Source organism: Polaromonas hydrogenivorans (genome assembly GCF_040105105.1).
Taxonomy (GTDB): domain Bacteria; phylum Pseudomonadota; class Gammaproteobacteria; order Burkholderiales; family Burkholderiaceae_C; genus Polaromonas; species Polaromonas hydrogenivorans.
The window spans coordinates 185,969-207,594 of sequence record NZ_CP157677.1; the positions used below are offsets into that span (position 1 = coordinate 185,969).

The 21,626-nt window shown below is 59.2% G+C and carries 24 protein-coding genes and 3 pseudogenes; 15 read left to right on the plus strand and 12 right to left on the minus strand.

The features are described 5' to 3' along the window. Positions 1–17: 17 nt before the first annotated feature. Genes ABLV49_RS23705 through ABLV49_RS23720 form a run of 4 tightly spaced genes read right to left on the minus strand, consistent with a single transcriptional unit; the run spans position 18 to position 2,913 of the window. Entirely contained in the window at positions 18–1,172 is a 1,155-nt protein-coding gene (locus ABLV49_RS23705) for a serine hydrolase domain-containing protein (protein WP_349282584.1), read from the minus strand. Then, positions 1,159–1,779: a DUF3313 family protein gene (locus ABLV49_RS23710; protein ID WP_349282586.1), complete on the minus strand. Its 621-nt coding sequence runs from the start codon at positions 1,777–1,779 to the stop codon at positions 1,159–1,161. The genes ABLV49_RS23705 and ABLV49_RS23710 overlap by 14 nt, the downstream gene beginning before the upstream one ends. Positions 1,780–1,837: 58 nt before the next feature. Beyond that, positions 1,838–2,257: a hypothetical protein gene (locus ABLV49_RS23715; RefSeq protein ID WP_349282587.1), complete on the minus strand. Its 420-nt coding sequence runs from the start codon at positions 2,255–2,257 to the stop codon at positions 1,838–1,840. Continuing rightward, the gene (locus ABLV49_RS23720; protein ID WP_349282589.1) at positions 2,254–2,913 is read right to left on the minus strand and encodes a DUF2306 domain-containing protein; all 660 of its coding nucleotides are present in this window, start codon (positions 2,911–2,913) and stop codon (positions 2,254–2,256) included. Before ABLV49_RS23720 ends, ABLV49_RS23715 begins: the two co-directional genes overlap by 4 nt. A 126-nt stretch (positions 2,914–3,039) precedes the next feature. Between ABLV49_RS23720 and ABLV49_RS23725 the strand changes: the two genes are divergently transcribed. From ABLV49_RS23725 to ABLV49_RS23750, 6 genes are all read left to right on the plus strand, one after another. Continuing rightward, entirely contained in the window at positions 3,040–5,655 is a 2,616-nt protein-coding gene (locus ABLV49_RS23725; RefSeq protein ID WP_349282591.1) for a LuxR C-terminal-related transcriptional regulator, read from the plus strand. Positions 5,656–5,766: 111 nt separating this feature from the next. Further along, the gene (locus ABLV49_RS23730) at positions 5,767–6,777 is read left to right on the plus strand and encodes an alpha/beta hydrolase family protein (protein WP_349282592.1); all 1,011 of its coding nucleotides are present in this window, start codon (positions 5,767–5,769) and stop codon (positions 6,775–6,777) included. A gap of 30 nt (positions 6,778–6,807) precedes the next feature. After that, a complete protein-coding gene (locus tag ABLV49_RS23735) occupies positions 6,808–7,029 on the plus strand; it encodes a hypothetical protein (protein WP_349282594.1) in 222 nt (73 codons plus the stop codon). Between the two features lie 50 nt (positions 7,030–7,079). Further along, positions 7,080–7,406 (plus strand): hypothetical protein, encoded by a 327-nt coding sequence (locus tag ABLV49_RS23740; RefSeq protein ID WP_349282595.1) that lies wholly within the window; start codon positions 7,080–7,082, stop codon positions 7,404–7,406. Continuing rightward, positions 7,403–7,972 (plus strand): aminotransferase class V-fold PLP-dependent enzyme, encoded by a 570-nt coding sequence (locus ABLV49_RS26125; protein ID WP_415838293.1) that lies wholly within the window; start codon positions 7,403–7,405, stop codon positions 7,970–7,972. Before ABLV49_RS23740 ends, ABLV49_RS26125 begins: the two co-directional genes overlap by 4 nt. Then, entirely contained in the window at positions 7,879–8,088 is a 210-nt protein-coding gene (locus ABLV49_RS23750) for a hypothetical protein (RefSeq protein ID WP_349282598.1), read from the plus strand. Before ABLV49_RS26125 ends, ABLV49_RS23750 begins: the two co-directional genes overlap by 94 nt. 342 nt (positions 8,089–8,430) lie before the next feature. Here the strand turns inward: ABLV49_RS23750 and ABLV49_RS23755 are convergent, their stop codons facing one another. From ABLV49_RS23755 to ABLV49_RS23765, 3 genes are all read right to left on the minus strand, one after another. Next, positions 8,431–8,736, minus strand: coding sequence for a HigA family addiction module antitoxin (locus ABLV49_RS23755; RefSeq protein WP_349282600.1), 306 nt, complete (start codon positions 8,734–8,736; stop codon positions 8,431–8,433). A gap of 35 nt (positions 8,737–8,771) precedes the next feature. Further along, the gene (locus ABLV49_RS23760; RefSeq protein ID WP_349282774.1) at positions 8,772–9,041 is read right to left on the minus strand and encodes a type II toxin-antitoxin system RelE/ParE family toxin; all 270 of its coding nucleotides are present in this window, start codon (positions 9,039–9,041) and stop codon (positions 8,772–8,774) included. Positions 9,042–9,400: 359 nt separating this feature from the next. After that, positions 9,401–9,643 (minus strand): helix-turn-helix domain-containing protein, encoded by a 243-nt coding sequence (locus ABLV49_RS23765; RefSeq protein ID WP_415838294.1) that lies wholly within the window; start codon positions 9,641–9,643, stop codon positions 9,401–9,403. Positions 9,644–9,954: 311 nt separating this feature from the next. Here ABLV49_RS23765 and ABLV49_RS23770 point away from each other — a divergent pair, with 311 nt between their 5' ends. The 6 genes from ABLV49_RS23770 (at position 9,955) to ABLV49_RS23795 (ending at position 14,973) form a co-directional block, all read left to right on the plus strand. Next, positions 9,955–10,152 (plus strand): hypothetical protein, encoded by a 198-nt coding sequence (locus ABLV49_RS23770; protein ID WP_349282604.1) that lies wholly within the window; start codon positions 9,955–9,957, stop codon positions 10,150–10,152. Between the two features lie 193 nt (positions 10,153–10,345). Beyond that, positions 10,346–11,902: an IS21 family transposase gene (gene istA, locus ABLV49_RS23775; RefSeq protein ID WP_349278157.1), complete on the plus strand. Its 1,557-nt coding sequence runs from the start codon at positions 10,346–10,348 to the stop codon at positions 11,900–11,902. Positions 11,903–11,925: 23 nt separating this feature from the next. Continuing rightward, a complete protein-coding gene (gene istB, locus ABLV49_RS23780) occupies positions 11,926–12,681 on the plus strand; it encodes an IS21-like element helper ATPase IstB (protein ID WP_349278155.1) in 756 nt (251 codons plus the stop codon). A gap of 227 nt (positions 12,682–12,908) precedes the next feature. Continuing rightward, complete coding sequence (locus ABLV49_RS23785; RefSeq protein ID WP_349282605.1) at positions 12,909–13,475, plus strand: hypothetical protein; 567 nt, start codon at positions 12,909–12,911, stop codon at positions 13,473–13,475. A 20-nt stretch (positions 13,476–13,495) separates the two neighbouring features. Further along, positions 13,496–13,900, plus strand: a complete 405-nt coding sequence (locus ABLV49_RS23790) for a transposase (RefSeq protein ID WP_349282295.1) — start codon at positions 13,496–13,498, stop codon at positions 13,898–13,900. After that, a complete protein-coding gene (locus tag ABLV49_RS23795) occupies positions 13,897–14,973 on the plus strand; it encodes an IS3 family transposase (RefSeq protein ID WP_349276567.1) in 1,077 nt (358 codons plus the stop codon). The genes ABLV49_RS23790 and ABLV49_RS23795 overlap by 4 nt, the downstream gene beginning before the upstream one ends. A 6-nt stretch (positions 14,974–14,979) precedes the next feature. Here ABLV49_RS23795 and ABLV49_RS23800 read toward each other — a convergent pair whose 3' ends face one another. Then, positions 14,980–15,315, minus strand: coding sequence for an ATP-binding protein (locus ABLV49_RS23800; protein WP_349282607.1), 336 nt, complete (start codon positions 15,313–15,315; stop codon positions 14,980–14,982). A 23-nt stretch (positions 15,316–15,338) separates the two neighbouring features. Further along, positions 15,339–16,895 carry an IS21 family transposase gene (istA, locus tag ABLV49_RS23805; protein WP_349278157.1) on the minus strand — a complete coding sequence of 519 codons (1,557 nt, stop codon included), beginning with the start codon at positions 16,893–16,895 and terminating at the stop codon, positions 15,339–15,341. A gap of 219 nt (positions 16,896–17,114) precedes the next feature. Here istA (ABLV49_RS23805) and ABLV49_RS23810 point away from each other — a divergent pair. Next, positions 17,115–17,336: pseudogene (locus ABLV49_RS23810) on the plus strand (IS110 family transposase); the annotation flags it as partial. Between the two features lie 85 nt (positions 17,337–17,421). Here the strand turns inward: ABLV49_RS23810 and ABLV49_RS23815 are convergent. Then, positions 17,422–17,802: pseudogene (locus ABLV49_RS23815) on the minus strand (IS630 family transposase); the annotation flags it as partial. Positions 17,803–17,861: 59 nt separating this feature from the next. On the opposite strand from ABLV49_RS23815, the gene ABLV49_RS23820 reads away from it, so the two are divergent. Both ABLV49_RS23820 and ABLV49_RS23825 read left to right on the plus strand, forming a co-directional pair. After that, positions 17,862–18,377, plus strand: coding sequence for a transposase (locus ABLV49_RS23820; RefSeq protein WP_349279284.1), 516 nt, complete (start codon positions 17,862–17,864; stop codon positions 18,375–18,377). Next, complete coding sequence (locus ABLV49_RS23825; protein WP_349276567.1) at positions 18,374–19,450, plus strand: IS3 family transposase; 1,077 nt, start codon at positions 18,374–18,376, stop codon at positions 19,448–19,450. Before ABLV49_RS23820 ends, ABLV49_RS23825 begins: the two co-directional genes overlap by 4 nt. Positions 19,451–19,490: 40 nt before the next feature. Here the strand turns inward: ABLV49_RS23825 and ABLV49_RS23830 are convergent. Next, a pseudogene (locus ABLV49_RS23830) lies at positions 19,491–20,261 on the minus strand (IS630 family transposase); the annotation flags it as partial. 293 nt (positions 20,262–20,554) lie between these two features. Beyond that, positions 20,555–20,740 (minus strand): hypothetical protein, encoded by a 186-nt coding sequence (locus tag ABLV49_RS23835; RefSeq protein ID WP_349282608.1) that lies wholly within the window; start codon positions 20,738–20,740, stop codon positions 20,555–20,557. Between the last annotated feature and the right edge of the window lie 886 nt (positions 20,741–21,626).

Here is a 21,626-nt window from a genome sequence, read left to right on the forward strand (position 1 = left end):
AGGAAATCCTAGCGCCCTCAGCGTGACTCAAGTTGCGCTAAGGGTGCGAAGATGATCTTCGCAATCTTTTCGGCGATGGCGTCCGGCGCGGGTTCATGGGAATCACTGTTTGCAAGCACGGCAATGAATACTTGCTCCTTGGGGAAACGCAACGTGTCCGCGCTAAAGCCGCCAATGTCACCGCCATGCTCCATCGCGTCGTTACCGCGGAGTTTGCGAATGACCCAGCCATACCCATAGCCCGTGTGGCTTCTGTCATTTAACGTGAAGTCTTTGGCCATTCGTTCCCAGGAGTCGCGCCTCAAGAGTGCGCCTATCCTGATGGCATTGTCCCAGCGCACCAGGTCGTCAACACTGGTGCGCATGGCACCAGCGGCAAACGGCCAACTCATACTGTAAAAGGGTGATTTGGAGATGCCCTTTCTTCCTTGCGTGTAACCAATGACAGTAACAACAGGGCTCGCAGCGGTCTCAATCTCCGTACTGTGCATTTGCAGCGGCTGAAAAATCTGCTTCTGCATGAAGTCCTGGTAGCTGATGCCGGATACCTTTTCAATGATTCTCCCGAGCAGAAAATAATTGGAGTTGCTGTATGAAAAGCCGTGGCCTGGTTGAAACTGGACTGGCGTATCTTTGAAAAATGCGACGGCGTCATCGGGACTTACGTCCTTTGTTAGCACGACACCGAATTGTGGCAACTCCGTGTAGTTTCGGATGCCAGACGTATGCGTGAGCAAGTTTTCAATGGTGACGTGACGTCCAGGCAAAGGATATTCGGGAAAATACTTTTCGATTTCATCCGCTAAAGAAAGTTTGCCTTGCTCAGCAAGCAACATGATCGCCGCAGCGGTAAATTGCTTCGTCACTGAGCCCGTGCGTAATGGGAATTCCGGTTGGAGCGGAACGTTCGTCTCCATATTCGCCAACCCATAGGCTTTGCGGAACAGGATGGCGCCGCGCTGCGAAACAATGACGCTGGCGCCTGGCTCTCCGGGCTTGAAATACTTTGAAAGCATCTCATCAATTTCATGCGCCCGAGCATAAGTTGTACCGGCTTTTTCGACGACGGGTGCGGTGTCGCCCGACCGATCCTGCGCGGTTGTAGGTAAAGTGAAACACGCCAGCGAAAGTGGAATCAGAAGAGCCGCGTTGAAAAGGCTACGTTTTTTCACGTAGCAGTTTCGCCAATTCGGAGGCAGCTGCATTCAATGCCAATTCTGCCGGCGCCAATGCTGAGAACCTGGCTTTGAATTCAGTAATGGGAACGAAGTAGGCATGTGCCATGCTTGCGATCGGCTGTAGCGTATCTGCATCCAGCACTTGGATCTCTACGGCGGCACCGCCACGATCTAGTGGCACTGTTAAGAATATCGATGTTAAGACGTTGAGTGCAGGATTCACAGACTCTACTCGGGTGATGACAGCTCGAATAACCACCGGGTGCCCGCCAACACTTTGGGGCAGTGCTTCGGCTTCCCTGGAAATGGCCGCTTTCAGCGTGGAAATCAATCGCACCCTTTCAGTCTCCGAGACCGTCGCTTCGACTGGCGTAGCCCACTCAACAGAAATTGAGCGCACCTGATGCGGATCTACAGGAGTTGGAGATCGATAGTAGGCTGTGCTGCCATCTTTAGAGGTTGTCATCTCGCTGCGGTTTTTCAAAAAACCTGTGTCGGTTGCTTGCATTGTCGAGCAGGCCGTCAGGCCAGTCACAGCCATCAATAAAAGCAGCCGAGAGGCGCAGGCAACGACAGAGTCAGAATTAGGGTTCAATTTCATGATGGATGGCGGTAAATATGGTTGGAAGGAAATGTGTGAGCGATAAGTTCTGGTTGGCTTATTCGGTGTCGCTAGCGTGGACGACGACAAAGGCTTGACCGTCGTGAACTTCGCACTTCAACAAGTAGGTTATCCCCGCTTGCATCGGTAGAGTCGTGGTGGGTCGGTAACTGGTAAAGCCGCTAAAGCAATAGACTTGAACCTTGTACTCTCCGGCCAGCACCTGAATCTCACTCGGGTAATCTGTAAATCCAGGTATGCCGAACTGCTTTTGTTCGCCTGAGCCAGAAGATTCAAGTTTTGAATAGCCCCGGATGGTTGCATGGAAGTCATCAGAAAACGGCTTTCCTACAAAGCCTTTGATGACTGCAATGCCAGACACACCTTGAACGTCCCCGGCATATTGTTTGGCGGGTGTCATGAACCCGCACGCACCAAGCGTGCTTGCCACCAACGTGGCAATGAGAATATTTTTCATACGGTGCCTCTATGCAAATTCAAGTTTCGAGGTAACCACCTGTGGATCGCCATCTCCGCGAGTAGAAGATTGATGAGCCATGCCAAGCCCATCAGTACGTCTCGTTGCAATACGCTTGGTTTACCGATGAGAAGCATCCAGGACAAAAGGACGACGACTTGCATGCCAGCACCTTGACCCAGTGCAAAGGCGCGAATCATCCAAGCCCGATGGGTGGCAATGTCGCCTCCTTTGACCGCAGCCAACGCTATAAAGATCGAAATCAGCATCGAAACGCTCACGAATACGCGCACTGCGTAAAGCAAGCTGCCCTGCAATTCGGGGGGGATTGGATACATGACCGTCATCCACAAACCCGATAAAGCAGCCAAAATTCCGCTTGCAACCACTATCCGACCCGAGACTCTGTGCAATTGGGTTCTTCTTTGGCGTAGCGTGGAAGAAAACTGCAGAGCGCCTAATATAGAAAACAGGCACACGCAAAGGATGTGCACAATCACAGGAAACGGCGCCGCAACGAATCGGGCGTTCTCGGTGCTGATCTCCGGATTGCCGGAGAGACCTATCAGGCGAGCGATGCCCGCAGCTAAGGGAATGGCGCTAGTAAATAGCAGCACCAAAGGTACCTTCCAATCGATTCGGGTGGCGTTTGTCATCCAAGGAGTTTATGAACGGCCCTCACTTTTGTAACCGTACTAAGGTACGGTTCTGCATGCACTCTCATGCAACTAACGTCTTTGCAGAGTTGAAGCTGCGTCGTTTCGCACAGCTATAGGTTCCCAATGTCAACAGCCCTACTGGCCACTAAATTTTTCGCACCGCCCAGGCCAGCCCATGGCATTTCACGTCCTTCGCTGTCCAAACGCCTGGACGAGGGTGTGTCAAGCAAGTTGACGCTGGTGTGCGCAGCCGCAGGCTTCGGAAAATCCACATTAGTTAGCCAATGGGCGCAGGATTGCCCCTTTCCAAGTGCTTGGCTCTCGCTAGACGTGGAAGACCGCGATCCCAACCGTTTTCTCGAATACCTTGTTTCTTCACTGGTGGTGGTCTCTCAAACCGTGGGGTCGGGCTTGGCAGCCATGCTGAGGAGTTCGCCGCCAGCCTCGGCAGAGACTGTTTTGACGCTGTTGGTGAACCAGCTATCGACGATTCCCGGCAAGCTGGTTCTGGTTTTAGATGACTACCACCTGGCGGCCAGTGCAGGCGTCAATGAGGTGCTGACGTTTTTGCTTGACCACATGCCGGCCCAGTTGCACGTGGTCGTCGCCAGCCGCGAGGAACCAGAAATATCGCTGGCGAAATTGCGTGTGAGCGAGCAATTGGTGGAAATTCGCCAGCAGGACCTTCGATTCGGAGCGGAAGAAGCTGATGCGTTCTTAAATCAAGGTGGCGATGTCCGTCTTTCCAAGTCCCAGGTTTGCGCACTGGAAGCGCGCACGGAGGGGTGGGTTTCAGGCTTGAAATTGGCCGCCCAGTCGCTTCGCATGCACCAGGACCCCGAATCGTTTATTGCCTCCTTCACAGGCAGCCACCAGTTCGTACAAGACTACCTCGTGGAGGAAGTATTGCGTCAACAGTCGCCCGACGTTCAATCCTTTTTGCTTCGTACGTCTGTACTGGATCGCCTGTGTGGTCCCTTGTGTGATGCGGTACTGCAAAACCATGGCGGTGAAGAAATCCTCCATCAGCTTGACCACGCCAATCTCTTCATCGTGCCTTTGGACTCGGAGCGACGGTGGTATCGGTACCACCATTTGTTTTCCGACCTACTGCGCCAACGCCTAGGTCAAAAGGAATCCGCGCCATTGCACCAACGTGCCAGCCAATGGTATGAGGAACAAGGGATGGAGGTTGCGGCATTCCATCAAGCAACGCTGGCCAATGACTTCCACAATACCATACGGTTGATCGAAGGCAATGGCATGCCCTTGTACTTTCGTGGTTTGACCGCTCCCGTCGTGCTATGGCTTTCGTCTCTAACTCCCAAGGTTTTGAACAGCTACCCGTTTCTTTGGGTGGCGTTTTCCTGGTCGTTGCTGTTTTCGGGCCAACCCGGCCAGATTGAAGAAAAGTTGTCGGGCGCCGAAGCAGCCCTGTCCCGCATCCCGCAAGACGCATCGACAACAGATACCTCTGGTCAAATTGCAGTGCTACATGCCTGGCTGGCGGTATACCGAAACGAGGCTGATGCAATCTATATGCATGCTAGCCGCGCCCTGGAGCTCCTGAGTCCTGAAAATCTCCCAGCCCGAACCGCTGCGCACTGTGCCATGGGTGTCGCACAAATGTTTCGTGGGGAGCGAGCCAAAGCTGGCGCGGCCTTCCATGCAGTGATAAGCGCCGGCCTATCTTCGGGAAACGTGATGTTTGCTGCGGTCGCATCCACCGCTCTGGCGGGCATTCAAGTAACGGATTACCAACTCCATTCAGCGGCTGCCACCTACCGTGAAGTCATAAAAATGATTGGTGACCCAACCCATGTGCTGGGTTTTGAGGCCCACCTGGGACTGGCAAAAATTCTTTACGACTGGAACGCCCTAGACGAAGCCGAGTCTCTCGCCACTTCGTGCAGTGATCTGGTGGTCCTGGCAAAAAGCAGAACCGAAATAGGGGCCGATCTGCTGCGCGCTCGCCTACTGTTCGCTAGACAAGAAGACTTGGAGGCCGAAACCCTAGTCTCCCGAACTGCTGGGATGACAAAGACTGGGCCATTGACCGATCGAATGCGTGAAGCGTTGGAATTGCAGGTATTGCACATGCTCCGCCACGCAGCAGTAGACAAGGCGGCTGAATTGGCAATCGCACATCAGCTTTCCGCAGCCCTTGCCAGAACACTATTGGCACAGGGTAAGGGGTTGGATGCGTTGCAGGCCATCGAAGCTTATAGGCACATGCTGGAAGCAGAGTTTCGTACGCAAGATGCGCTTAAGGCTAGAGTGGTCCAGGTCATCATTCACAGCGCTATTGGACAAGCGGGCAAGGCCCTGCAACTGCTACGCGAGTGCGTAGCTCAGGCGCAGCCTCAGGGGTCTATAAGGCTCTTTGTGGATGAAGGCGCACCAATGCAAACAATGCTAAGCCAGCTGCAACAGGAAACGGGAATGACGCCGTATGTGTCCCAGCTGCTTGACGCGTTTGGCGGACAACTTGCTCAGGATAAACGTGTCACTGTGCCTACTGAAGTCACGTTATCCCACTTGCCTCTTGGCACCTTCAGCAATCGGGAATTGGAAATACTTCGCCTGATTCAGGAAGGCCATTCCAATCAAAGCATCGGTGAACGATTGTTTCTGTCACTGAGCACGGTCAAGTGGCACAACCAGAACATCTTTTCCAAGCTGGACGTTCAACGACGGACCGAAGCGGTTGCACGCGCGGTGCAATTGAAATTGATTTAAGTGCACGCCCAATTGCGGCTGGAGCAAAAACCATACTTTGGTAGGGTCACCAAAAGAGGTCCCCCTCCTAAACTTCGTACCTGACAACTTCACCACTATCTGGAACGGCATATGACTCAAGCTTTTCGGCGCTTCCTGGCCTCGTTGGCCACCTTACTCGTCGCAGGACACGCGCACGCGTACGAGGCCGGCTGGATGCAGATGCAGGTCGCTGGTACGACACCGGATGCGCCTACGATAACGGTCGATTTGTATTACCCAACGATGGCAGCGCCGCGAACCATCCCCATGGGACCATTCAAGCTTGACGTCGCCATCGGCGGCAAACCCGTCGACAAGGTCAAGGCGCTGATCCTGCTCAGTCATGGCATCAGCGGCACCGAGACCGGGCACAGCGTGCTGGCGCAAGCCTTGGCCCGCAACGGCTATTTAGTCGCCGCACTGCGTCATCCCGGCGACAACTGGCAGGACCGGTCTCTGATGGAGAAGGGCCCCGAGCGCTACTTCGACGAGCGACCGCGACAAGCTTCTAGGGTCATTGATGCAATCCTGGCCGATCCAGCGTGGAAGGATCGGATTACGGCCGACAGCCAAGGGCCTCGCGTGGGTGCGCTTGGACACTCGGCCGGCGGCTACACGGTGCTGGCTTTGGCAGGAGCCAGGCCAGACTTGTCCCGGATGAGGAAGCACTGCCAAGCCGAAGCATCCGAAGACCCGATCTTCTGCAGCCTAGGCCGCTCGGGGGATGCGACGCCACCAGTGGCCACGACGTCGCTCAAGGACGAGCGCGTTCGGGCAATCGTCGCAATGGCCCCGACGGGTGTGCTGCTCACCGCCGAGTCGCTCGCCGCAGTTCGCTCGGCGACCATGATCTATGTGGCCGAGCTTGATCGATTCCTGGTACCGAAATTTCATGCCGAGTGGGTCGCCAGCAATCTGCCCGCAGCGAACCTGCATCGGGTGCCCAACGCCTGGCACTTCGCCTTCATGGATTCACCCAGCATGTCCATCCTCAGCCCTGATGGCGACATCGCCGCGAACCCGCAGGGATTCGATCGTGATGCATTCCTGAAGCAGCTCGCCATCGAAATTACGGCCTTCTTTGACAAGACCCTTCTCTAGCCCCTGAAGCCGGACACCCATCGAACTGGCATGGCCGAGCACAACGTCAGCTTCCTGTTTCTCGAACGAAAATTGAATGGCCGCTCTGCCCTGACGGGAGCACCCGCTATGGGCACGATGCCGAAGCCTGTGAACGGCGGCAGACTGGCATCCAAAATCATGCAATTGGGCAGCCGTAAAGCTGCCGGTCGCCAATACCCGCAAACGCTGCATTGCAGTCAGTGGTTCAATGCTGCAAACACGCCCACTTGACATAACGCGCGTTGTCGTCTGGTTGACTGTAGGCGCAAAATAGCATCACCATGCACCACCAGGAACAAGATGCCCGAAGCCTCGCGCTGCACACGGCGGCCATTGAGCTGATGCGAGCCGACGAAACGCTGATTGAGCGTGCGCTGGACATACTGGCGCGCTGGGATAGCCAGGCCAGCGTGCGCTCCAAGCCCTTGCGGGACGAATGGGCGCGAATTCTTCAGGCGCGTGATTGGGCCGCTGCTTTATCAGTCAGCGAGCGCGGCAACCAGTTGCGTCAGGCGTCCCCTGTCTCTTGCGTGCTGCCCCATGAGCGGCGATGGGAGATTATTCGGGCCACGTCGAAGTGGCCCAAGGAGTTGCGTCCAGGCCAATGACGACAACCTGGAACGCCTTGCCGGCCTTGCTGCGGTGTTCCGTTTCGTCAACCGATGATGTCATCGAGGCTTTGCAGGGCAGCCACCGCGCGCGCGTGGTCACTTTGTCGGCCACCTCGTTCAAGCCAGGTTTCCGCGCCGACCTCGACCGGCTGGGCGCGGCCTGTCGCAACGCTGGCGTCCGTCTGGTGGTTGATGGCGCCCAAAGCATAGGCATCACTCACCTCGACCTCGCGCGCACGCCCATCGACGCATTCGCCGTCAGCACGCAAAAGGGACTATGTTCGCTCTATGGCATGGGCTTTCTCTATGTGCGTCGCGAATTCGCAGAAAGCCTGGCGCCGCGCTATCTGGCACGCTTCGGTGTCGATATTGATGCCAGCCACGAGGCCGACACGGCGCGCCAATCAAGTACCAAGCGGCGACACAGCGCTTCAATCTCGGCAATTACAACTACCTGGCCGCGCTGCTGGTGGGCGACACGCTGGACCTGCTCAACGGCGTGGGCACGCAGGCAATCGACACACACGTCACCCGGCTGGCCACCGAGCTGCCGGTCGGCCTGATGGACTTGGGCGCGCCGGTCGCACGGGCGCCCGAGGCGCTGCGTGCCAACATGGTCTGCATCAAGTCGCGCGACCCCGACGCGGTCACGCGCCTGCAGCAGCACCTGCAGGCTTGAGTAAGTTTTTGAGGTCATCCAGCGTTGCTGCTCTGGCAAATTCATCCATGTTGGCGTTTCAATGCAATCCGCGCCATGCCGACAGCTAGCCAGGATTCGTTCTTAAGTGCGGCCTCGTCGTGTGTCCTAAATCGATACAGTCCCTTTGGAACAAAGGTACTTGCGCCTGACAGTTGGGCAATAGTCATGCTGAATTCAGCGCCAGCGGTTAGCGCTGCCCCACTAGCTGACATTTGAATCGGAGGTTCCGTGCGTGTGCCTACTTGACGCATATTATTTCCTATCACTTCAATCGGGTGAAACGCACCAAGTCAATATAGCGCTTGCCAAATTCACTTTTGGTCATGCAGCCATCGCCAACGGAGCAATCTCTTTGAAAATGACTTTGGCGCTCAGCTTTTCAGCGACCCGCAGGTCATAGGCCGCTTGCAGATTCAGCCACCCTTGGGCCTCGCTGCCGAAATAGCGCTCCAGGCGCAGGGCCGTATCCGCTGACACACCGCGATTGCCATCAACGATTTCGCGCAACCGCGAATACGGCACATGCAGAGCCAACGACAGGGCGCGAACACTGATGCCCATGGGTTTTATGTAGTCCTCCAGCAGAATTTCTCCAGGGTGGACGGGACGCATGCCATTCTTAAACATGATGCACTCCAATACTTGTAAATCCAAAACTTGCCTTAATGCGGGTCTTCAATCAACACGTCAAACGGGCCGCTGTCACCCCACTTGAACGTCAGCCTCCACTGGTCATTGATCCGTATATGCCAAGCTCCGTCGTACTCTTTGAGGTCGTTACCGGGCGGGGCCTTCATGAAGTTCAACGAAGGGGCCGCGTCGAGCTGCACTAGCTTGCGTTCAGCGACCTTCTTTATGTTGGCGAACCTCGCACTCTTGCCAGTCTCAAACAATGCCTGCGTATCAACGCACGAAAAACCTTGAATCGCCATCATTCATATCCTACCTGTTAACCGGCTAACGGTCAATAAACTGCGTCAGGTATCGCATGAGCGAACATCGCTTCAAGCGTGGCCGGATCTTGCCCGGCAAGGGCCGCATTTCAGGCACGGCAGCAAGCACTCACAAGCAGCGGTTGAGGTCGTCGGGGTCGTGCGGATGGGCGTGGCGGCCGTCGGTGCGCTTGTCAAACGCAATCCAAAATGCCATGCTTTCGCCGCTGCTGCCCGTTTCTGAGCGAGGACTTTCGGCATTGCACCTTGATGGGGCGCTTCACCTGCACGACGATACGGACGCGACGGCCAGCCCAGCTGGCCGGTGCTTTTTACGGTCAGAGCAAACTCCTAGGCGGCTACTCGGCAGCCGAGCGCAGTTCGGAGGCAAGGCTCAGCAACTGATTTTTCTGCCCTTCACCCAGGGCTGCGTAGTGAATCAGAAAATCGGCCAGCCGCTCATCATCGCAATAGAAATAAGCCACAGGAACGTGCAGCGCAAGGGCCAGGTGCGCAGCCGTGTCGAAAGGCGGCTCATGAACACCGGTCTCATAGCGGCTGATCCGGGCGCTGCTTGAGCCCTCATCCATGCCGATGATCACGCCCAGCTTGTCCTGGGCAATTCCTGCACGGCTGCGGGCTGCGCGCAGGCGTCTTCCGAAAAGCGTGGTGGGAATGGAGCGCCGCGGCATTCATCGATATTCGTAGAAAGAGCTGTTCTTTTCTCTACGTTATTCGTAGAATCAAAAGATCATCGATTTGCCAGCCAGCCTAATGCACGTCCAAAATTCGAGTGCTACCAGAGCCGTTGACAGTCTGGCTGCGCGCAAGATATACCGCGCAAACGACTGCCGGGAGCCTGAAGTGGCCTTGATGACTGATCAAGCAAAACACAACCGATGGGGTGTGATCAATGGCCGAACTGGGTGTACTTCAGCGCGTGGAGCTTCGCGACGTGTGGCAGCACGAGGCGCATCATTTCGCACCCTGGCTGGCCCAACCGGTCACTTTGGCAACGCTCAGTGGCGTCTTGGGCCTTGAGCTGGAGCTGACGGGCCAGGAGGTTGCCGTCGGGCCTTATGTGAGTATTCCGGACCAACGTGACCGGTGATTCCGGGATCGTGACCGACATTCCGGTGAACGTGACCGGAGGGATTCCGGCAACGTGACCGCTGATTCCGACGAACGTGACCGATGTCTTTGGTCACGACAGTCGGCACGGCGGTATACGCCGTCGGCACGGTGTTGCGCATGAACGAAACCCGGCGTGGCGTGTAGCTTCGATGCTTTTTGCAAAGAGACACATGCCCGCCTTAAGGATCAATATGCGCAAACTCAAAGACGCCCTGCGTCTGAAATTCGAGGGTGGACAGTCCCATCAACAAATCGCCGGTGCCCTGGGGCTCTCCAAAGGTGTCGTCACCAAATACGTGGGCCTGGCCGTCGCCGCCGGGCTGGACTGGCCGGCCATTTCAGCCCTGGACGAAGCCGCGCTGGAGCGACGCCTGCTGGCGTCGTCTCGCGCCAGCCAGACCTATGCGCAAGCCGACTTCGGGCGGCTTCACCAGGAGCTTGGCCGCAAGGGTGTGACGCTCATGCTGCTGTGGGAGGAATACTGCGCCCAGGTCGGCGACGAGCACCGTGCGGACTGGCCCCTGAAGCCCTGGCGCTACTCGCAGTTTTGCGAGAACTACCGCCAGTTTGCCAAACGGCTCAAACGCTCGATGCGCCAGGTCCACCGCGCCGGTGAGAAACTCTTCATCGACTATGCCGGCCCGACGCTGGCCCTGAGGGTGCACGGGCAGGAAATTGGCCGCGCCAACCTCTTTGTGGCGGCCATGGGCGTGTCGGGCTACTGCTTTTGCCTGGCTACGCCCGCGCAGACGGCACGCGACTGGCTGGGCGCCACCGCGCAGGCGTTGACCTTTTATGGCGGCGTGCCCCAGCTCATCATCCCCGACAACCCGCGCGCCCTGGTGACCAAGGCCGACCGCTACGAGCCGCTGCTGACCGACAGCGTGCAGGACTTTGCCCGTCACTACGGCTGCAGTGTGCTTCCTGCGCGCGCTTATCACCCACAGGACAAACCGAAGGTCGAGCTGAGCGTTTTGCTGGTCGAGCGCTGGATCCTGGCACGCCTGCGCAAGCATCAGTTCACCAGCGTGGAGGAGGTCAACGACGCCATCACCCCCTTGCTGCACTGGCTCAACCAGCGTGCCTTTCAAAAGTTGCCCGGCAGCCGCGCCAGCGTGTTCGCGCAGATCGACGCACCGGCCCTGATGGCCCTGCCGCTGCAGCCCTGGGAATGGGCGGTCTTCAAGACGGTGCGCGTGCACATCGACAGCCACGTCGAATTCGAGGGCCACCGCTACAGCGTGCCCAACGCCCTGGTTGGCCTGGCGCTGGAGTTGCGCGTCACCGCCCATGCGGTAGAAGTCTTGCACCGTGGCAACCGGGTGGCCAGCCACATGCGCTGCGCCCACAAAGGCAGCTTTACCACCGTGATTGAACACCTGCCCGAGCGCCACCAGCACCAGGCGCAGTGGACGCCCGAGCGGCTCATCGCCTGGGGCGCGCGTATTGGGGTGGCCTGTGCGGCCACGGTGCAAAAGATGCTGCAGCGCCAACCCCATCCCGAGCACGCCTACCGCGCCTGTTTGGGCCTGCTGTCCCTCTCCAAACGCTACGGCGACGCCAGGCTGGAGGCGGCCTGCACCTTGGCGTTGAGCTTGGGCACCAGCAAATACACCCACATCCGCGACATCTTGCTCAACCGGCGCGACCTGCTGCAAGCGAGCACCACGCCAGAGTGGACATCGCCCGCACACGCCCACGTGCGTGGCGCGAACTACTACCAATGAAACCCTTTACAGAGAATTCCAAAATGATGATGAACACCACCTTGAATCAACTGCGCAGTCTGCGCCTGGAAACCATGGCCCAGGCGCTGGAGCACCAGCTCCAGCAAAGCGGCATCGGCGCCATGAGCTTTGAAGAACGGCTGGCCTTGCTGGTCGACCGGGAGGTGCATGGCAGGCAAGACCGGCGCTGTGCGCGATTGCTCAAAACCGCCAAACTCAAATACCCGCAAGCGGTCATAGAAGATTTGGACAGCCGCAGCACCCGGGGCATTGAACGCAGCGCGGTGATGAGTCTAGCTTTGGGCGAATGGGTCAATGCCGGGCACGCCGTGCTGATCACCGGAGCCACCGGCGCGGGCAAGTCCTGGCTGGCGTGCGCGCTGGCCCAGCATGCCTGCCGGCGTGGCCACAGTGCGCTGTACCTGCGGGTTCCCCGCTTGGGCGAGGAACTGCGCATTCGCCACGCCAACGGCACCTTTACGCGCTGGCTGGACACGCTCAAAAACACGGACGTCTTGCTGCTCGACGACTGGGGCATGGCCGCCATGGACAGTCAAACCCGGGCCGATCTGCTGGAGATCATTGACGACCGGGCCAGCCAGCGCGCCACCGTCATTACCAGCCAGTTGCCCATTGAGCACTGGCACGAGTGGATAGGTGACCAAACTGTGGCCGATGCCATGCTTGATCGGCTCATGCAAAACCATCACCGCTTCACGCTCACGGGCGAATCGCTGCGTAAAAAAAACCCGCCCGCAAAAGGGATCGCCGACAAGTAGGCCCCCACGGCCAGGGGGCCTCCGGCGGCCTGGCAGGGGCCTATTCGTTCAAAAAATTCAATTCCACAGAAGGGCAAAACAGCCGGGAAAGCGGGCCGGCATAAAATCAAAACGCGCAACACCGACCCCCGGTCACGTTCGCCGGAATGCCGGTCACGTTGCCGGAATCAGCGGTCACGTTCACCGGAATACGCACTTATGCGGCCGACATCGTTTGCAAGGACACAATGAGCAACACCTTGGTACTGATCGAAAATCAGCTTGAGAAAACCGACCATAGCCACCTGGGCCAGGTATTGACCTATGCGGCGGGCTTGAAGGCGCAGACGGTCATCTGGATTGCCTCCAAGTTCACGGATGAGCATCGCGCGGCCATGGACTGGCTCAACACCATTACCCAGGACGAGTGGCAGTTCTTTGGTCTTGAGATTGAGCTCTGGCGCATTGGCGCGTCGCCGCCAGCGCCCAAGTTCAGCATCATCTGCAAGCCCAACGAGTGGAGCCGAGCCGTTCGCGATGAAGCCGCCAAGGCCGAGGCCAGCAGTCCAACCCAGGCATTGCAGCTAAGGTTCTGGAGCGGATTTCGTGACCATATGGTCGCCAAGGGCCAGCGCGCGCCCAAGCCCTCGGCACAATCCCCCTGTGTCAGACTAGTTGTCGCCTCCGATTTTCCGCGGGTTATCCGCAGCGCAAGCGACATTTCATGCACAGAAAACCTCATTCCCATCACTCCACCGAATTCAAGGAGCAGGCACTGCTCAAAGCCCGCCATCGCGGCGCGCGTTCAATTCTGAGCCTTGCCAGCGAGCTGAACATGTCTGCCGGCACCCTCAAGCGATGGGTGCTGGACTCGGCCAAGGCCGGCGAACAGGCACTCGGGGAGACAAGCCCTGCGCTGGACGGCCCGGCTGCATCTTGGTCGCCATCGCAGCGCCTGAGGGCTCTGCAGGAAAGCTACGCATTCAATGGCCCGGCACTGGCGGCGTGGTGCCGCGAGCGTGGTGTGTTCGAGCACCAGTTGGTGCAGTGGCGCGAAGAGTTTTGCACCCCGGTCGCGCCCGCCTCGCGCGAGGCAACGGGTGCCTTTCGAGAACTCCAGCGTCAGCACGAGCAGCTCCAGCGTGAATTGCGGCGCAAGGAAAAAGCGCTGGCCGAGGTAGCCGCCTTGCTGGTGTTGCAAAAAAACTTCCAGGCGCTGCTGGAGGGCGCGGACAAATGACGTCCGTCCAGCAGCGCCAAAAGTTGCTCGGCCTGATCGGCAAGGCCTGCGCCGACGGGGCGCGCTTGAAGCCGGCTTGCCATCAAATCGGGCTGTCCTGCCGTAGCGTGCAGCGCTGGCAGCGCACGCAGGCGGCCGAGGGCGACCAGCGTCCTTCGGGCAAGCGGCGCTATGTGTGCCCGCCCAACAAGCTGCGCGAGGACGAGCGCCAGGCGGTGATGGCCACGCTCAACAGCGAAGCGTTCAAGGACTTGCCGCCGAGCCAAGTCGTGCCTCGCCTGGCCGACCGCGGCGTCTATGTGGCCTCGGAGTCCACGATGTACCGAATACTTCGACAGCAGGGCCAACTGGGCCATCGACGCTCGGAGCGCGCAGCGCAAAAGCGAAGCCGGCCGCGCGCCCTTGCCGCCACCGGAGCCGATCAGGTGTTCTGCTGGGATATCACGTATCTGCCCACTCAGGTGCGCGGCCAGCACTTTTACCTGTACCTGTTCGAGGATTTGTTCAGCCGCAAGATCGTGGGCTGGCAGGTGTTTGACTGCGAGAGCGCCGAGCTGGCCAGCCAGTTGCTGCGTGACATCTGTGAGAGCCAGGGCATTCGCCCGGGCCAGCTGACGGTGCATTCGGACAACGGCTCGCCCATGAAGGGCGAGACCATGCTGGCGGCCATGCAGCGCCTGGGCGTGGCGCACACGCGCAGCCGTCCGTCCGTGAGCAATGACAATCCGTACGTCGAATCAGCGTTCAGAACGCTGAAGTACCGCCCCGAACTGCCTGTCAAGCCGTTCGAGAACCTGCTGGCCGCAAGGCGCTGGGTCACCGAGCTGGCCCATTGGTACAACCACGAGCATCGCCACAGCGCCATTGGCTTCGTGACACCGGCGCAGCGCCATGCCGGCCTGGACCGGGCACTGCTTGAGCAGCGCGCGCTCGTCTATGAACAGGCCCGCCAGGAAAATCCTCAGCGCTGGTCAGGGCAGCCTCGCCAGTGGGCGCATGTCGATGTCGTGCACCTCAACCCAGAAACCAAGCAACAAACCAAGGAGCCTGAATCCAAGCAAAAAACAGCCTGACTCACTTCACTTCAGGCGACAACTTCCTTGACAGCCACCGTGCCCGGCATTGACCCATTCGCCCAAAACTAGACTCATCACCGCGCTGCGTTCAATGCCCCGGGTGCTGCGGCTGTCCAAATCTTCTATGACCGCTTGCGGGTATTTGAGTTTGGCGGTTTTGAGCAATCGCGCACAGCGCCGGTCTTGCCTGCCATGCACCTCCCGGTCGACCAGCAAGGCCAGCCGTTCTTCAAAGCTCATGGCGCCGATGCCGCTTTGCTGGAGCTGGTGCTCCAGCGCCTGGGCCATGGTTTCCAGGCGCAGACTGCGCAGTTGATTCAAGGTGGTGTTCATCATCATTTTGGAATTCTCTGTAAAGGGTTTCATTGGTAGTAGTTCGCGCCACGCACGTGGGCGTGTGCGGGCGATGTCCACTCTGGCGTGGTGCTCGCTTGCAGCAGGTCGCGCCGGTTGAGCAAGATGTCGCGGATGTGGGTGTATTTGCTGGTGCCCAAGCTCAACGCCAAGGTGCAGGCCGCCTCCAGCCTGGCGTCGCCGTAGCGTTTGGAGAGGGACAGCAGGCCCAAACAGGCGCGGTAGGCGTGCTCGGGATGGGGTTGGCGCTGCAGCATCTTTTGCACCGTGGCCGCACAGGCCACCCCAATACGCGCGCCCCAGGCGATGAGCCGCTCGGGCGTCCACTGCGCCTGGTGCTGGTGGCGCTCGGGCAGGTGTTCAATCACGGTGGTAAAGCTGCCTTTGTGGGCGCAGCGCATGTGGCTGGCCACCCGGTTGCCACGGTGCAAGACTTCTACCGCATGGGCGGTGACGCGCAACTCCAGCGCCAGGCCAACCAGGGCGTTGGGCACGCTGTAGCGGTGGCCCTCGAATTCGACGTGGCTGTCGATGTGCACGCGCACCGTCTTGAAGACCGCCCATTCCCAGGGCTGCAGCGGCAGGGCCATCAGGGCCGGTGCGTCGATCTGCGCGAACACGCTGGCGCGGCTGCCGGGCAACTTTTGAAAGGCACGCTGGTTGAGCCAGTGCAGCAAGGGGGTGATGGCGTCGTTGACCTCCTCCACGCTGGTGAACTGATGCTTGCGCAGGCGTGCCAGGATCCAGCGCTCGACCAGCAAAACGCTCAGCTCGACCTTCGGTTTGTCCTGTGGGTGATAAGCGCGCGCAGGAAGCACACTGCAGCCGTAGTGACGGGCAAAGTCCTGCACGCTGTCGGTCAGCAGCGGCTCGTAGCGGTCGGCCTTGGTCACCAGGGCGCGCGGGTTGTCGGGGATGATGAGCTGGGGCACGCCGCCATAAAAGGTCAACGCCTGCGCGGTGGCGCCCAGCCAGTCGCGTGCCGTCTGCGCGGGCGTAGCCAGGCAAAAGCAGTAGCCCGACACGCCCATGGCCGCCACAAAGAGGTTGGCGCGGCCAATTTCCTGCCCGTGCACCCTCAGGGCCAGCGTCGGGCCGGCATAGTCGATGAAGAGTTTCTCACCGGCGCGGTGGACCTGGCGCATCGAGCGTTTGAGCCGTTTGGCAAACTGGCGGTAGTTCTCGCAAAACTGCGAGTAGCGCCAGGGCTTCAGGGGCCAGTCCGCACGGTGCTCGTCGCCGACCTGGGCGCAGTATTCCTCCCACAGCAGCATGAGCGTCACACCCTTGCGGCCAAGCTCCTGGTGAAGCCGCCCGAAGTCGGCTTGCGCATAGGTCTGGCTGGCGCGAGACGACGCCAGCAGGCGTCGCTCCAGCGCGGCTTCGTCCAGGGCTGAAATGGCCGGCCAGTCCAGCCCGGCGGCGACGGCCAGGCCCACGTATTTGGTGACGACACCTTTGGAGAGCCCCAGGGCACCGGCGATTTGTTGATGGGACTGTCCACCCTCGAATTTCAGACGCAGGGCGTCTTTGAGTTTGCGCATATTGATCCTTAAGGCGGGCATGTGTCTCTTTGCAAAAAGCATCGAAGCTACACGCCACGCCGGGTTTCGTTCATGCGCAACACCGTGCCGACGGCGTATACCGCCGTGCCGACTGTCGTGACCAAAGACATCGGTCACGTTCGTCGGAATCAGCGGTCACGTTGCCGGAATCCCTCCGGTCACGTTCACCGGAATGTCGGTCACGATCCCGGAATCACCGGTCACGTTGGTCCGGAATACTCAGTGCAGCGGCCCAACATGCGTTTTGTACCCATCAAGAACCTCGCCCAGCAAGGCCAGCTCGGCATTCACCGGGTGCGCCAGGGTTTCATCGAGCAACGCACGGCCACCATCAACCGCATCCGGGGCCTGCTGGCCGAGTTCGGGATTGTCCTGCCGCTCAAAGCCTCCACCGTCCGGCGCGAGGCCACCGGCTGCCTGGAGGACTTGCCGGGCTGGGCTTTGTGCACATCGCCGGCACCATGAAATGGCTCCATTGACTTTCCGAACACGGCCTAGTAGTTAGTTCCATCAAAGTTATTACGCATTAAACGACGCCAAGATCGAACTTGTTCCATCGAAAAATGACAGGCGATGCGTTGATTTCAGCAATCCCCTGGAGGATGCGGGTTTTCAGCTCCTCTTTGGACTGGACGCGGATGTGGCGCAAAAAGGTTCTGGCCATTTTCGAGAACACGCATTCAATCAAATTAAGCCAGGAGCCATGCTTGGGCGTATGTACGTACTCGAAGCGTGCGGGTCGAGTTCCCAGATAAGCCAAGGTTTCCTTGGAAATATGGGCCGAGTGGTTGTCCAGCACCACCCGGATCAGCGCATCGGGTGGGTAATGCGCATCGATTTTTTTCAGCAGGCCAATGAACTCCACGCTGCGGTGGCGGTCCTCTACAGTGGCAAAGATACCCCCTGTGTCAGACTAGTTGTCGCCTCCGATTTTCCGCGGGTTATCCGCAGCGCAAGCGCCATTTCATGCACAGAAAACCTCATTCCCATCACTCCACCGAATTCAAGGAGCAGGCACTGCTCAAAGCCCGCCATCGCGGCGCGCGTTCAATTCTGAGCCTTGCCAGCGAGCTGAACATGTCTGCCGGCACCCTCAAGCGATGGGTGCTGGACTCGGCCAAGGCCGGCGAACAGGCACTCGGGGAGACAAGCCCTGCGCTGGACGGCCCGGCTGCATCTTGGTCGCCATCGCAGCGCCTGAGGGCTCTGCAGGAAAGCTACGCATTCAATGGCCCGGCACTGGCGGCGTGGTGCCGCGAGCGTGGTGTGTTCGAGCACCAGTTGGTGCAGTGGCGCGAAGAGTTTTGCACCCCGGTCGCGCCCGCCTCGCGCGAGGCAACGGGTGCCTTTCGAGAACTCCAGCGTCAGCACGAGCAGCTCCAGCGTGAATTGCGGCGCAAGGAAAAAGCGCTGGCCGAGGTAGCCGCCTTGCTGGTGTTGCAAAAAAACTTCCAGGCGCTGCTGGAGGGCGCGGACAAATGACGTCCGTCCAGCAGCGCCAAAAGTTGCTCGGCCTGATCGGCAAGGCCTGCGCCGACGGGGCGCGCTTGAAGCCGGCTTGCCATCAAATCGGGCTGTCCTGCCGTAGCGTGCAGCGCTGGCAGCGCACGCAGGCGGCCGAGGGCGACCAGCGTCCTTCGGGCAAGCGGCGCTATGTGTGCCCGCCCAACAAGCTGCGCGAGGACGAGCGCCAGGCGGTGATGGCCACGCTCAACAGCGAAGCGTTCAAGGACTTGCCGCCGAGCCAAGTCGTGCCTCGCCTGGCCGACCGCGGCGTCTATGTGGCCTCGGAGTCCACGATGTACCGAATACTTCGACAGCAGGGCCAACTGGGCCATCGACGCTCGGAGCGCGCAGCGCAAAAGCGAAGCCGGCCGCGCGCCCTTGCCGCCACCGGAGCCGATCAGGTGTTCTGCTGGGATATCACGTATCTGCCCACTCAGGTGCGCGGCCAGCACTTTTACCTGTACCTGTTCGAGGATTTGTTCAGCCGCAAGATCGTGGGCTGGCAGGTGTTTGACTGCGAGAGCGCCGAGCTGGCCAGCCAGTTGCTGCGTGACATCTGTGAGAGCCAGGGCATTCGCCCGGGCCAGCTGACGGTGCATTCGGACAACGGCTCGCCCATGAAGGGCGAGACCATGCTGGCGGCCATGCAGCGCCTGGGCGTGGCGCACACGCGCAGCCGTCCGTCCGTGAGCAATGACAATCCGTACGTCGAATCAGCGTTCAGAACGCTGAAGTACCGCCCCGAACTGCCTGTCAAGCCGTTCGAGAACCTGCTGGCCGCAAGGCGCTGGGTCACCGAGCTGGCCCATTGGTACAACCACGAGCATCGCCACAGCGCCATTGGCTTCGTGACACCGGCGCAGCGCCATGCCGGCCTGGACCGGGCACTGCTTGAGCAGCGCGCGCTCGTCTATGAACAGGCCCGCCAGGAAAATCCTCAGCGCTGGTCAGGGCAGCCTCGCCAGTGGGCGCATGTCGATGTCGTGCACCTCAACCCAGAAACCAAGCAACAAACCAAGGAGCCTGAATCCAAGCAAAAAACAGCCTGACTCACTTCACTTCAGGCGACAACTTCCTTGACAGCCACCGGATATGCCCGGTGTGCAGATCGATCCCCGCCAGGATTGACACCGTGCCATGGCGCACATACTCGTAGTCGCGCGAGACGCTCGTTTGCTTGCCCAGCACGGGCGGCAAGTCCGGCGCCGTCAAGCCGGTGGCCTGAACGCCGGGCTTTTCATCGACGCTCACGCTGTAGATGGGCGTCGGGCGTGCGTCATGAACCGCGCCCTCCTGGTACATCGAGACGTCCCGGTACGTCATCAATACTTCGTGCATTTTGCGATCAAACTCGGGGTCGCGCTTTTGCAGGTAGTAGCGTATCTTGTGCGGCTTGATGTCGCACTCATCCAGAATGCGCCACACGGTGCTTTTGCCCGCTTTGGCCAGCCGGGCAAAGCCTGCGCCCGGGGCATGCTCACGCACAAACTTAGCCAGTCCGGCGATGGACCACAACTCGGCCGCCAAGCCGTGCTCCTTGGGCTTGGTGCATGCCAGGGCCACCACCCACGCCTTGGCCTCGTCGGTGATTTCTGGTGCGTGAGGGCGGTGGTATTTATCTTTCAAGCCCGTCTGCACACCTACGGCAAACGCCTTGTCAATGCATTTGTAGATCATAGGGCGCCCCACGCCGAGTTGGCGGTGCAACTGCGTGATCGTCTGGCCAGCCGCGTAGCCCAGCATCACCCGGGCGCGCTCGACTTCGCGCACTGCGGCCGTTCTCGATCCTGCCAATTCCTTGAGCATCGCTTGCTGCGCCTGGGAAAGAACCAGGGCCGCGCGTGAAGACTTACTTGTCATGAATCCGTCTTTCAAGCCTTGCAAATGAATCATGCAATTATCCGTTATCACGTAACAGTATTGCCGGAACTAACTACTAGTGGGTCATTTGGCAATCAAACCAGCATTCCCTTCGGAAAGTAAGTGCTACTCCCCCTGTGACCGAGACCATAGTTGCGACAATAATGCCGATGCCGTTGTCAAGTGACCCACTAGTTGTCGCCTCTAACTTTCATGAATCCAGGCCGACGCCCCGGATGATGAAAGAAACTCAAAGGTCGTTCATACAAGTAAATTTAACCCCAATTAAAGGGTCAAATTTGTTTGAAAACTGCCCACAACGCCAGTTTCAGCGCTGCGGCGTGCAAGTAATTCTGGCCCTTGCTGGCGTTTTCAAGCAATTTTGACCCGTAATAGCGCCCGGGCTTGAGTGCGCAAAGGCCAGACCACACGGTTTGGCCACTGTTGTAGGCATTTTTTGCAGCTTTGAAGGCTTGCAATGGGTCTCGGTCAGAAGTAGGGCCAGATTTACTTGCAAACTGGGGTCAAATTTAGTTGTGTGAACGATGTGAATGAACGAGCACTGGCCTCAACATTCAACGCACTGCCCTAAGATAAGAGCCATTATCTCAGGGTAAAATAAACCGGTCAAAACCGACCCGAGCCAGCACCCGATGTAAAACTTCAAGCCTGACAGGCACTTGCGCTTCCTTGAACCACAGGGCGTGCCCGCCTGTCAAGAGCCGGGGTTGGGCCTGCTGGCGAGCAGCCCCTGGCCCTGCCGGGCGCCCTCGACGCGATGGCAGCCCCGCCAGCGGCTTTTCGGCGCATGACCTGCCCACGCCCTTGGCGCGACTCCGATCGGCGCGCCTGGCGCGTCCTGGCGACCCGAAAAACAGCTCCCTCGCTCGACCAGCAGGCGCCCCACCAGTAGCCGTCATGCCAAACATGCCCTCACTCCCGCGACCAACGAGCCGTTTCGTGCGCCGCCTGGGCCCGCACCACTTCGCGCGCCTGCGCGCTTGTGCCGAAGGGCTTGGCCTGGCCGACTGCGCCCCACGGCCACGAGGCTAAGACGGCGCACCAGGAAGCCGTTGACGCCGCGCGCGCGGTGGCCCGCCGCCAAGGCGAGAGCGCCGGCGCTTATCAGCCTCAACGCCAGTTCGGTCTAGACGGGCTGATAGAGGAGGGTCATAAACGCCAAGCTCTGGGCGGCACATATCCAGCTTTTAAAAGTTGCCCGATCAGCATCGGACAAGGTGATGGATACAGCGAGCGGATCGGCCAAGACAGGCTCTTGCATTGAAGTATGTCGCTGGCTCCTCAGTTCATTTAAATCTCTGATTCATACCAGTAGCAAACATTAATTATTCAATTTCTTCATTA